This is a genomic window from Vallitalea sp. (assembly GCF_025211055.1).
Taxonomy (GTDB): Bacteria; Bacillota; Clostridia; order Lachnospirales; family Vallitaleaceae; genus Vallitalea.
This window is the reverse complement of record NZ_JAOARO010000004.1, coordinates 97,266-109,343: the sequence shown is the minus strand read 5'-3', so window position 1 is coordinate 109,343 and position 12,078 is coordinate 97,266. Positions and strand designations below refer to the sequence as shown.

The following is a 12,078-nucleotide window of genomic DNA, read 5'->3' as shown; positions in this document are numbered from 1 at the left end:
AGGGTGAGTAATGGGATTCGAACCCACGGCCTCAAGAGCCACAATCTTGCGCTCTAACCAACTGAGCTATACCCACCATATATTTAGCAATTTATATTTAATTGCCTAGCGTGCCTGCAGGGATTCGAACCCCGGACACGTGGCTTAGAAGGCCACTGCTCTATCCAACTGAGCTACAGGCACATCACAAGTTCAATGCCTTGTCTGTAATCATTTCTAATTACAAAGCGGGTGATGGGAATCGAACCCACGTATCCAGCTTGGAAGGCTGGTGTTCTACCATTGAACTACACCCGCATAAGGTATCGGGGTGACAGGATTCGAACCTGCGGCCTCTTGAACCCAAATCAAGCGCTCTAGCCAAGCTGAGCCACACCCCGTTGCTTATGATATTTGCTGTTCTTTTTCGAACGCAAGAGTTATTATACACACGCTTCAAACAAATGTCAATAGTTTTTTTGTTTTTTTTCCAGTTTTTTTATTGTAATATGAAATTTACCATTCTCTTCTATCTCTAATATACAGAAACTACACCCTTTACCATCCCTTGGTAATGAAATACTCCCAGGGTTAATAATTGTAATATTATCTATATTCTCTACTAATGATACATGTGTATGTCCAAATAACACAATATCTACCTTTTTTTGTTTAGCAGCCTTTAATATAGTATTATACTCCCATTTGACATTATAGTAATGTCCATGAGTAATCAATATTTTTAAATCATAAAAATTAAGTATTTTTTCACTAGGTGCATAAGAACTAAAATCACAGTTACCAGGTACAAAATCTATAGGTACATTAGATATTATCTCTAGTTCTTCAACATCTCTCTCATAGTCACCCAAATGAATTATTCTATTAATATCTCCTGTATATTTAATTACTTCTATTGCATTTCTCAAATTTCCATGTGTATCACTAATTACAAGTATCTTCATATATTCTCTCCGTTATATAACTTTAACCATTCCTTCTCAATATTTAATACTACCTATTATTACTGTTTCTATAACTTTCCATTTTAGACTTCATACTTCTTAATGCTTTACCCCTATGACTTATCTTATTCTTTAATTCGTTATCCATTTCAGCTGTTGTGCATGAATATTCTGGTACATAAAAAATAGGATCATAACCAAATCCATTACTTCCTCTCTCTTCATGAATAATAATCCCTTCTACAGTCCCTCTAGTAGTTAAAATTTCACCATCAGGAAAAACCGCAGCAATAGCACACACAAACCTTGCCGTCCTATCCTTTTCCCCTACTCCATCCAACTTATCAATAATCATCTTATTCTTTATCCTATAAGAAGTATTCTCTCCACCAAATCGTGCAGAATAAATACCAGGAGCCTTATCAAGATAGTCTACCTCAAGTCCCGAATCATCAGCCATAACAATACACTCAGCAATATTCATAACTTCTTTAGCCTTGATAATTGCATTCTCCAAGAAAGTAGACCCATCCTCAACTATATCTATATCTATCCCTGCATCCTCCATAGATATAACCTCATAATTAGTATCCTCCATAATCATATTTATCTCTTTTATCTTTCCCCTATTCTTAGTAGCAAAAATAATCTTTTCCTTCATCAACACGTCTCCTCTTATCTTCAGTATTAATCTATTTAATTACAAGTAAAAACTAATAAATAATATATAAAAGTAAAAATGCAAACATTAAAACTTACCTAACATTATTATCATTCTACCAACGTAGCCTCTAGAGCTGTGTAATAGTTGATTTTTACGCACTCCTCTACCCACACGTTAGCCAACTAATAATTAATCCTCCAATACCTCTTTTTGCAACTTAATAAGCTCCTCTACTCCTTTTTCACCCAAATCTAACAACTTATTCAACTCCTCCCTAGTAAAAGGAGATTCTTCACCTGTACCCTGTACTTCAATAAATTCTCCTTTGTCAGTTATAACAACATTCATATCAACTTTCGCATGACTGTCCTCTACATAACATAGATCTAATAATTCCTCATCATCAACTATTCCTACACTAATAGCAGCCACATAAGAAGAAATAGGCATCTTATCTATCAATCCATCATTCAAAAGCTTTTTACAAGCTAATACTAGCGCTACAAAAGCACCTGTTATAGAAGCAGTCCTTGTCCCACCATCAGCTTGAATAACATCACAATCCAAAGTTATTGTTCTTTCACCAAGAGCTTTATAATCTATTACAGACCTAAGTGCTCTACCAATCAATCTCTGAATTTCAACAGAACGGTTATTCTTTTTTAATCTGCTAATATCTCTGGTATTTCTATCAAGAGTAGCTCTAGGCAACATAGAATATTCAGCAGTTACCCAACCTTCTCCTGAATCTTTTTTAAAAGGTGGAACTCTATCTTCTACAGAAGCATTACAAATAACTCTTGTTTCACCCATTTCTATTAAAACCGAACCCTCTGGATACTTAATAAAATCCTTCGTAATTTTAACTGTTCTAAGTTCATCATTTTGTCTTCCATCAATTCTACTCAATTGTTTTCATCCTTTCTTCCCATTCATCTCTTGTATATTCTTTTATAGTTGTTCCTTCATTAAGAACTTCTCGGTCACCCTCTATAAAAAGTGAAAATTCTTCTATTTCATTATTAGCAAAGACTGTAGCTAGAATCTGATCTACCATAGAGATTTCTCTAGCAGTACCACCATAATTAAGCATATCTTCTGATACCTCAATTTCTAGAGAACCATTAATAAATAAAATATTAGTGATTGTCACTTTCTCTGGTATAAATGAATAATAACCTTCATTATTATCAAATAAGTATTGTAATGTATATCTTATGTTTTCTTCTACATTTTTATTATCTTTTAAATCAATTTCCTGACTAGTTAATATCCCTTCATCTTGTTGTTCAAATTCATAATAAAATATATTACTCTTCATAGAAACCGTATTAATAACCAAACCCATAGTTATTAATGATACTACAAAAGCATTAATAACACTATACATAATCTTCCCCCTTTTATTTGTAAATATTTGGTAATTATATTTTATACCTAATTAGCGAAAGCTACAACAGTGTTTTTTTGTAATATTGTGCATCTTATTGTAAGTAGAATATATTTGTAGGGAACAATTTGTAATTGTTCCCTCGATAAGTGTCTATCTTCCAGTTGGATATTTTTTGAAAGTTTCTATTATTGCTTTGTATATTGCATTAGCTGTGTTTTTCTTAAAAGTTTCACTTTTCAATTTTGCAACATCGATAGGATTGGATAAAAATGCCACTTCTATTAAAATAGCAGGCATATCAGTGTTTCTTAGCACAAATAGATTACCTGATTTGATACCTCTATTTTTCGTTCCTACCGCACTCACAATTGCTTTTTGGAATATTTCTGCAAGTTTTATTGAAGTCATTCCTGGGTTACTTGATGGCGCTAAGTAATATACTTCTGTTCCATGAGCACTTGAAGTATACCAATTGTTATGTACACTAACAAAAAAGTCTGCGTCTACATCATTAGCTAAATCAGTCCTATCACCTAATGTAGGGTATGAATCATCAAGTCTAGTATAATATACTTTGATATCTTTTTCTTTATCTAGATATTCTTTTAAGTATAAAACAATATCAAAGTTTAGCTCTTTTTCTACCAATCCATTATCTGATGCACCAGGATCTTTTCCTCCATGTCCTGGGTCAATTACTATAACCTTAGAATATAATTTTTTTGGCTTGAATGCTTTAATATATATATTATCTTTGTCTTCAGTTATTCTATAATCGTAAATGCTATTTTCATCAATTGTTAGTAATGTATTACCTTTATCATTTTTAATATCAACTGAGTTAATAATACCGTCATTAATTCTAATTGTACCGTTACCAAATAACTCTTTATAATCACCAGGTAACTGAATTATGTATTTTTTATTTGTGTAGTCATCTGTACATTTAATATTGGATATATTAATTTCATTATCATTCTTTTTAAGCACTATAGTAGGATTGTCATAATTAATATATTTTATATTATTATAAGATGGTTCAATCAGCTGAATAATAGTAGCGGAGCCACTTTCTTCTGATATTGTATAATCTGCTTGTCCATCTGTCTCAATTACAATTCTAGTTGTGGTCTCATCAAATTGTGCAGTTCTTATTTCTTTTACATATTGTCCTTCTGCTGTCGAAGATCTAGTACTAAGCAGTGATTCTGTATTTGGTAAATCAAAAACTATTCTATTAGGATTACTTAACCTAAATGGTTTTACATCAGGAGCTTTAACTCCTAAAATCTTAATATAGTCACCTTTGTCATTTTGTCCAAGGTGTATACCATAGATTGAATTATTTTGAACTTCAATATTTATTTTTTTCCTATCTTCTGATAGATAAACATTGAATTTATATCCTTCACCTTTTAAATCAAATACGATTCTAGTTATTGTATCTGCAAATTGACTAGAACGAACTCCTGTTATTATAGGGTTATCATCAAATGTCTTTTCATATTTATCCATATCCCATTTTGAATTATCCACATCAATGATTAATTTGTTCTTCCAATAAGATTTCTTAACATCTGTAATTGGGCTTGAAGTCTCTATCACAAATCTCTTATTAACTTTGTCATTTTCATAATCTACTGATTTGACCTTCGTAGTTGGGCATAATTTTCTGGTAATAGTTGTCTCTGTATATCTATCATTTATTTTTGATAGCACATTATCATCAACCATCCATACTACTGGATTGCTTTTCAACTCAGTTGGTAATTCATTCTTAGCTCCACTAGATTCCAAGCTATCTAATAATTCATTTTTATTATTATTGTTATCACTATCATTATTTAAATCTTGGTCTTCAGTAGGCATAGAATCTTCACCTGCTTCAGTATCTTTATTCGTATCCTCTACGTCAGTTTGGTCATTTTCTCCTGATTGTTCATCTTTATTATCATTACTCTGTTGTTTATTATTGTTCTTGGTCATTTCAGCACTATATTCTTCTTTATTCCAATTAACTTCATATCCAAAAGTTTCTGCAATGAATCTAATAGGTACCATAGTTTTCCATTGCTTAGTATTTACATTCTGTATCAGCTTAGCCGGTATATCCAACATAACCTCTTTGTTATTAACTATTGCTTTCTTATCGTTAACTTTTAGTACAATAAACTTATCTTCATAAGATATGTAAGCTTCTTGCTTTGATGAGTTCCAATCTACCTTGGCTCCTATCTGTTCTGATTCACATACTTCCCTTACAGGTACCAATGTTCTTGCTACTTTCTTACCGTTTACATCTTCAGTTATTACGATAGCAGGCATATCCCCAGTTTCAATAACTTTTCCATCAACTACAAGCTTTACAAATCTATTTTTATATTTATAAATTTGTCCATCATATTTAATAAAAAATTTTCCGTTATTACTGGTTTCTGCATTTGCATTAACTGAAAACAGATTTAACATCATCGTAATTGATAATACAGTGGTGATGATTTTCCGTATCATGATTCTCCCCCTCGTTCTTTGCTTATTAACTACCCATCATTTAGTAAATATCTAAGTTCTACAAAATTATAACAAAAAAAACTATATTAAAAAAGATACTACTGCATTATGTAATATAATCGTAATATTTTGGGTTTTCATGTAATATTTTCGTAATATCCCTATTGTTGTAAATATATATTATTAATATAAATAAACAAAAAAAATAAGTTTACTGCTATTTTCACATAAATAGTAAACTAATCAAAATATTCCATTATTTATTTATACTAATTTCCTGGGAAATATGTCATTCCTTAGAATATTAATATCTTAATTAAAATATTCTAAGTATGTATGGTAACAAATAATTAACTGTTAATCCAATAAGTATACCCGTAACAATACCAGAAACCGCTAGAATAGGAAAATACGCTGCGGCTACATTAACACTTTCAGTTGTTATAGCTACCACTATGAGTTGTCCAATATTATGAGCTACCGCTCCAATAATACTTATACCAGCAATACTTATTTTATCTTTATCATAATGTATGAGTAAAAACATTACTATCAAACTAAGTATACCTCCTGTTAAACTATACCATATTGTTATGAAAGACCCTGTAAAAAAACTATTTAGAGTTACCCTTAATACAACTAGCAAAAAAGCATCTCTGAAACACAAGAAATATAGACTTGTCAAAGTAATAATATTAGCCAACCCTAATTTCACGCCTGGAAAAGGCATTACTGGTACAAATGTTCTTTCAAGATATCCTAATACCAAAGCAAAAGCTATTAACATAGAAATAAATACCATTTTCTGCACTTTGGTTAGTTTTTTAATTTTACTCTGATATAGCATCTAATCCACCCTCCATATCTCCAACAATTTCCACATAAACCTTATGGGGAAGGCAAACAATGGTACTACCAACTTTATTAATAAAACCTGTTCTGACACAGATATGATCTGGGCAATTAGCTTCAAGCATCTCCACACCATTATCATGTACTTTTATAATATTATACCCCTCTTCTCTTTCAAGCTTAATTTCTTTCTCATCACTTAACTTAACTCGTTTATACAATTCCCCTTCAACTTTTATCTCCACATATAATTTATTTATATCCATCTTACTGATTCTATATTGATTAAAAAAATAGAATACACCCGCTATTATTAGTACTCCAATAATAATTTTTACGTCATTTCTTTTCATTAATAATGTTCCTTTCAGTTTCATAATAATATCTATAATTATCAATTACTATATCAAGTATAAATATATTAATTTATTGTATCATATTAGGATATATCATTCAAAATAAACTATTCTAAGGTTCGACTATAAGCAAAATAGTATATGTATATGTGGAGTAGTGAGGATTTTCTGACTTACTTGTATATAAAAAGCCATATAACATGGTAATATCCTTATCTCAGTACCATATTACATAGCTCTCACTAAAACATTTTTATAAATTCTATCCGTTATTTCAAACTATTAATAAAACCAATTATATCATCATAAACTACAGTATTATTAGTTTCATTAATTATTTCATGTCTTCCACCTTCATATAATATAACCTTCACATTATATCCTAATGATTTATATGTATCCGTAACTTTTTTAATTCCTTTCCCCATATCACCAACAGGATCATTATCACCAGAAATAAATAATATAGGTAGGTTCTTAGGCGTTTTAAGAATATTTCGTTTTTTAGAGATATTTGATAGACCTTCTAATAGATCCACATAGAATCTAGAGGTACACATAAAACCACATTTCTCATCATCTACATATTTTTTAACTTGTTGTTCATCCCTACTCAACCAATCATATTCTGTCTTGTTAGGTGCAAATTTCTTATTAAAACTGCCAAAGCTAAGGTCTGTTAGCAACTTGCTTTTATATCTGTTACCTTTCGTTAAGCAGATCAATCTTGCTACTCCAATTCCTGCCACTCCCAAGAAACCTTTTGTAGCACTTGTTCCACTTATAACAGCCCCTTTGACCTCTTTCCCATACTTCTGTATATAACCACGTGTTATAAGGGAGCCCATACTATGACCTAATACAAAAATATTAGTATTATTATTTTCTTTTTTAATATGCTCTGTTACCTTATATGCTTCATCTACAACATTATTCCAACCTTCTTTGTCATTGAAAAAGCCTATATCTTCTTCTATACCCAGACTCTGTCCATGCCCCCTATGATCATGAGCATATACACCATAACCATTCTCAGTAAGAAACTTGGCAAAATCTCTATACCTTAAACAATGTTCTGCCATTCCATGATTTATCTGAACAACACCATTAATTTTTTCATTGTTTTCTGGCATCCAACTAGCTACAAAAATCTTATGTCCATCTAATCCGTTAATTTTAAATGTTTTTTCTATCATAAGATCACCTCAAAAATATAATATTAAAACAATAACATATTAATATAATATCATTATTAGCTAGTAAAAGTAAACGTATTATTTTTTATAAATCACAATCTTCCTTCTCTACATAATTAATAGCTCTATGTCTAATAAATGTATCTAATCGTTTATTATTCAAGAAATCCATATTATCAGCAGGCATAAAACCTCCAGCCATTTCATCATGTCCTCCTCCAACACCTCTATGAGCCATAATGAATCGCATTAATTTGTTAGCTTTAATCTTAATACTTTCACTTCTAATAGAAAATTTAACTCCTTCCATTCTCTTGGCATACGCCACTACAACAGATACACCTTCTATAGTATTAACCATATCACTGATAGTCCCAAGAAGAGAATCATTACAATCTTCTATATGAACAAAACCCAAATACCCATATATCTCTACATTATTCAATGCTTTTGCATATGCAATTAAATCAGATTTTACAATCTGATTTAATTTCAGTGATTTTATCATACTGATATCTGCTTGATTATATAAGAAATAAAACATTTCTATATCAAGGTCATTAACCCGCCTAGATAGATTATCAGTATCCATCATTATTCCATACAATAGTGCAGTAGCTACATTAACAGTCAATTGTATATCATTAGAATGAAAATATTCTGCTACTATTGATGAACATGCACCAATATGTGACCTAATATCCTTAAAAAGATAAGTATCTGTATCATTAACGATCTCATGATGATCTATTACCATTACATTTTGCTTAATTAAATTAGTTACATTAGAATTACCTAACTGTGTATCAACCAATATAACAAAATCATTTTTATTGTACTTCATTTCATTTTTAACTGTCATTTTTATATTGAATAGTTCAACCATCTTTTTTGAATTAGCTTTTTCAATTGTTTGTACATGAATAATCTGTGACTTAATTCCATAATTTTCTAATAATAACTTAATACCTAAACTGCTTGCTATAGAATCTGGATCAGGAATATTGTGAGGTTGTATATATACTTTTCCAGCGTTTTTTAGTTGTTCCAATAATTGTTTTAATTTATCTTCCATTATTGCCTCCGTACAATCACTCTAATTACTTACCAATAAGTCTACTCCTGTGTTGGTTCATTATTATGAGAAGAATCTATTTTATCTGTAGACTCATCTTGATTTGATACATTATCTGTATCGGATTGCTCAACTGGTTGTTTTTGTGATTGCTCAGCAGTATCTTTAACTGGTTGGTCAACTACTATGTCTGTAAATGCTTTCAAGCATACATTACTCTGTAATACTTCCTCAGTATCCTCCCAAATTTCTCCATCATAACTTATATAGCCTTCACCATCACTCAAATCTACTTTGCCTAGCCATTTTACATCCCTGTCAAATTCAGCAGCAATAGGAAACTTCGTACCAGGAGTAGTCATCTTGACAATGACTGCAAATTTTCTATTCGTATCAAGTTTTATAGGCTGTTTTAGATTGATAGTATAATAACCACTATATTCCCTGAATCCACTTTCAAGGAAAATCATATTTTTCAAGTCATCCTTACCTAAAAAGTTTTCTACAAGGTATACTTCATATTTAGAATTAATCCCTGTTGTATAGAAGCTAACAGCTTTTAACTCTTCTTGTTGATTACCTGTTTTATAAACATTCGAAAAATACCCTGTGTCAGTATTAAATCCTAATTTCCCCACCAAACCAAGCCAATCTGCCTGATATATTTTATCATAATTATCATTATCTTCTACTTTACTATATACCATATTTTGTTTACCTATATAAGCATCATAATAAGAAATATAAAAATATCCTTCTTCTCCAAAATCAGTACCAAAACTGTTTTTACAGATGAAAGCTCCATCTCCTTCTGGTTGTATTATAAAATTCTCTTTAGTATATTCGTCGTCCCATCCAACAATAACAACATCATGGTTAGTTTCTTCTTTACCATTATAGTTCAATGAATAATTATTTTTATTATAATACTTTTCATTTTCTGTATCTCTGTATTCCCAATAAATGGATGTATGAACACCTCCATAGTTCTTAACAGTATCTTTAATTGTTTTAAAACTGTTAGGAGGTATATAATAAGCTTCTTGCAGGTGTTTGACACTTTTTACATTTTGTGATGAGATTCCATCCCCATAGATATCATCACTTTCTAATATAGGACCAGACCATCTAGCGAAATATGCTAATGCAAGCATAAAATCTCCACCTTGATCTTGAGTTAAGTTATAACCATGTTTCAGACTCACATTATCTTCAGAAAAATCATATATTTTCCCAGTTTGTTTTAACAAACTTGATTCAATGGAGCCAAGAGCCGCAAATGCCCAGCATGTACCAAGTTCTTTTTGGTCCTTGACAGAAGTAACATTTCCTTCTTCTCTTAGATCAAACCTAGCATTAGCTTTATCTTTATAAGAACCATGATCAGAATTGATTATAACTACTCTATTATCACCATCCCATAATACTTCACATCCAAAAGCTTCCATAACAATTCTTATAGGTAGATAAATCCTGTTGTGTTTATTTACAGCATATGTATCATTTTCAATTTTTTCTTCATTTCTATATATAAACTTTTCACCTATTGGAACATTAACTACTGTATCCTCATGTGTTATAACTACTAAATTCAACTCTCCTACCCACTCTACCTCAGCTCCAAACGACTCTAATGTAAGCCTTAATGGCACCATAGTTCTGCTATTATCATCAATATACGGTATTCCATAATAATCGTCATATACTATATATTCATTATCTAAAATAACTGAAACCTCTTGTGTATCGATAGCACATATAGAAGTAGGCACAATAAAGATAACTGTAAATACATATATAAAAAGCATTTTTATGTTTTTTTTCATCTTCAATATATAACCTCTTTTCTATAATGTATTTTAATTAATAGGATTCAATCTTTTAGGAGGTCTACTTCCAAAATATTGATATAGATTAGCCTTCATCATTCCAGTGTATAATTTTCTTTTTTTATCAGCATTCTTTCCAAAATATCTCTCAAATTCATCGAATGCAGTGATAATAAAATAAGACCAATCATCAAGATTATTATCAAAAGTAATTTTCATATCTTTGTACAACTCTATAACAGTTTCCTTATCTCCAAGTCTCTCACCATAAGGTGGATTAGTGATAATAAATCCGTATTTCTTATTATTACTGGTTTTTATCATATCCCTTTCTTGAAAGTGGATTTTATCATCAACACCAGCGTTCTTGACATTTTCTCTTGCAAGTTTTAGAACTTTATAATCTATGTCATAACCAGCAATGTTTAATTCACATGTTGTATCTATAACATCATTAGCCTCATCTACTGCCTTAAACCATGATTTGACAGGAATAATGTTTTTCCACTTTTCAGCTGTAAATTCTCTATTAAGTCCTGGAGCCATATTCATAGCTATCATTGCAGCCTCGATAGGAATAGTTCCACTACCACAAAATGGGTCAACCAAGATTCTATCTTTGTTCCACGGTGATAATTGTATTATAGCAGATGCCAAAGTCTCACTAATAGGTGCTTTACTAGTAAATGTTCTATATCCTCTTTTGTGTAAAGCTTCACCACTTGTATCTAAACATATAGATACTCTATCTTTTTTTATGAAAACTCTAATAGGATAGTGTTCACCATCTTCATTAAACCAATTAACATGGTATGTTTTTTTCAATCTTTCAACTATTGCTTTTTTAATTATTGATTGAATATCTGATGGACTAAAAAGCTTAGATTTTATAGAAGATGCTTTCTTAACCCAAAATTTACCATCTTGTGGTATCCATCTTTCCCAAGGTAATTCTTTTGTTTTATCAAATAATTCTTCAAAACTAGTAGCAGTGAATTCCCCTACGTTTATCATTACTCTTTCTGCTGTCCTTAGCCAAATATTCGATCTACAAACACCTAGTTCATCTGCGATATAGGTTATTCTTCCATCTTCTACTCTCTTAATTTCATAACCTAATTTTATAATTTCTTTTTTTAAAATAGATTCGACCCCGAAAATACAAGGTGTTGTTAATTCAATATATGACATTGTTTTGCTCCTTTATCAATTAGTGTATATTAGAAGTTATCTCCTTAGTACTTACTTCTACATTATA

The 12,078-nt window shown here is 30.7% G+C and carries 11 protein-coding genes and 4 tRNA genes; all 15 read right to left on the bottom strand.

What is annotated here, in order from left to right; genetic code table 11:
- Positions 1-2: 2 nt before the first annotated feature.
- Positions 3-76, bottom strand: a tRNA-His gene (locus N4A55_RS00945).
- A gap of 33 nt (positions 77-109) precedes the next feature.
- Positions 110-183, bottom strand: a tRNA-Arg gene (locus N4A55_RS00940).
- Positions 184-226: 43 nt separating this feature from the next.
- Positions 227-297: transfer RNA gene (locus tag N4A55_RS00935), tRNA-Gly, on the bottom strand.
- Between the two features lie 8 nt (positions 298-305).
- A tRNA-Pro gene (locus tag N4A55_RS00930) sits at positions 306-380 on the bottom strand.
- Between the two features lie 66 nt (positions 381-446).
- Complete coding sequence (locus tag N4A55_RS00925) at positions 447-944, bottom strand: metallophosphoesterase family protein (protein ID WP_293753523.1); 498 nt, start codon at positions 942-944, stop codon at positions 447-449.
- A gap of 49 nt (positions 945-993) precedes the next feature.
- Positions 994-1,605 (bottom strand): XTP/dITP diphosphatase, encoded by a 612-nt coding sequence (locus N4A55_RS00920; protein WP_293753522.1) that lies wholly within the window; start codon positions 1,603-1,605, stop codon positions 994-996.
- Positions 1,606-1,797: 192 nt separating this feature from the next.
- On the bottom strand, positions 1,798-2,517 hold the full coding sequence (rph, locus tag N4A55_RS00915; RefSeq protein ID WP_293753520.1) for a ribonuclease PH: 720 nt from the start codon (positions 2,515-2,517) through the stop codon (positions 1,798-1,800).
- Positions 2,510-2,998, bottom strand: a complete 489-nt coding sequence (locus tag N4A55_RS00910; RefSeq protein WP_293753519.1) for a GerMN domain-containing protein — start codon at positions 2,996-2,998, stop codon at positions 2,510-2,512. The genes rph and N4A55_RS00910 overlap by 8 nt, the downstream gene beginning before the upstream one ends.
- A gap of 153 nt (positions 2,999-3,151) precedes the next feature.
- Positions 3,152-5,512, bottom strand: a complete 2,361-nt coding sequence (locus N4A55_RS00905; protein WP_293753518.1) for an N-acetylmuramoyl-L-alanine amidase — start codon at positions 5,510-5,512, stop codon at positions 3,152-3,154.
- Between the two features lie 316 nt (positions 5,513-5,828).
- Positions 5,829-6,359, bottom strand: coding sequence for a Gx transporter family protein (locus N4A55_RS00900; RefSeq protein ID WP_293753517.1), 531 nt, complete (start codon positions 6,357-6,359; stop codon positions 5,829-5,831).
- Positions 6,343-6,717: a NusG domain II-containing protein gene (locus tag N4A55_RS00895; protein ID WP_293753516.1), complete on the bottom strand. Its 375-nt coding sequence runs from the start codon at positions 6,715-6,717 to the stop codon at positions 6,343-6,345. The genes N4A55_RS00900 and N4A55_RS00895 overlap by 17 nt, the downstream gene beginning before the upstream one ends.
- A 272-nt stretch (positions 6,718-6,989) precedes the next feature.
- On the bottom strand, positions 6,990-7,916 hold the full coding sequence (locus N4A55_RS00890; RefSeq protein ID WP_293753515.1) for an alpha/beta hydrolase: 927 nt from the start codon (positions 7,914-7,916) through the stop codon (positions 6,990-6,992).
- Between the two features lie 85 nt (positions 7,917-8,001).
- A complete protein-coding gene (locus tag N4A55_RS00885) occupies positions 8,002-8,991 on the bottom strand; it encodes a DHH family phosphoesterase (RefSeq protein WP_293753514.1) in 990 nt (329 codons plus the stop codon).
- A 41-nt stretch (positions 8,992-9,032) separates the two neighbouring features.
- Positions 9,033-10,817 (bottom strand): lectin like domain-containing protein, encoded by a 1,785-nt coding sequence (locus tag N4A55_RS00880; protein ID WP_293753552.1) that lies wholly within the window; start codon positions 10,815-10,817, stop codon positions 9,033-9,035.
- 33 nt (positions 10,818-10,850) lie between these two features.
- The gene (locus N4A55_RS00875) at positions 10,851-12,011 is read right to left on the bottom strand and encodes a THUMP domain-containing class I SAM-dependent RNA methyltransferase (protein WP_293753513.1); all 1,161 of its coding nucleotides are present in this window, start codon (positions 12,009-12,011) and stop codon (positions 10,851-10,853) included.
- Between the last annotated feature and the right edge of the window lie 67 nt (positions 12,012-12,078).

Bases quoted from the DNA above. Each gene is read 5' to 3' on its own strand.
- N4A55_RS00885 (WP_293753514.1), bottom strand. From the start codon at position 8,991: ATGGAAGATAAATTAAAACAATTATTGGAACAACTAAAAAACGCTGGA.
- N4A55_RS00925 (WP_293753523.1), bottom strand. From the start codon at position 944: ATGAAGATACTTGTAATTAGTGATACACATGGAAATTTGAGAAATGCA.
- N4A55_RS00910 (WP_293753519.1), bottom strand. From the start codon at position 2,998: ATGTATAGTGTTATTAATGCTTTTGTAGTATCATTAATAACTATGGGT.
- N4A55_RS00890 (WP_293753515.1), bottom strand. From the start codon at position 7,916: ATGATAGAAAAAACATTTAAAATTAACGGATTAGATGGACATAAGATT.
- N4A55_RS00920 (WP_293753522.1), bottom strand. From the start codon at position 1,605: ATGAAGGAAAAGATTATTTTTGCTACTAAGAATAGGGGAAAGATAAAA.
- N4A55_RS00905 (WP_293753518.1), bottom strand. From the start codon at position 5,512: ATGATACGGAAAATCATCACCACTGTATTATCAATTACGATGATGTTA.
- N4A55_RS00900 (WP_293753517.1), bottom strand. From the start codon at position 6,359: ATGCTATATCAGAGTAAAATTAAAAAACTAACCAAAGTGCAGAAAATG.
- N4A55_RS00875 (WP_293753513.1), bottom strand. From the start codon at position 12,011: ATGTCATATATTGAATTAACAACACCTTGTATTTTCGGGGTCGAATCT.
- N4A55_RS00895 (WP_293753516.1), bottom strand. From the start codon at position 6,717: ATGAAAAGAAATGACGTAAAAATTATTATTGGAGTACTAATAATAGCG.
- N4A55_RS00880 (WP_293753552.1), bottom strand. From the start codon at position 10,817: ATGAAAAAAAACATAAAAATGCTTTTTATATATGTATTTACAGTTATC.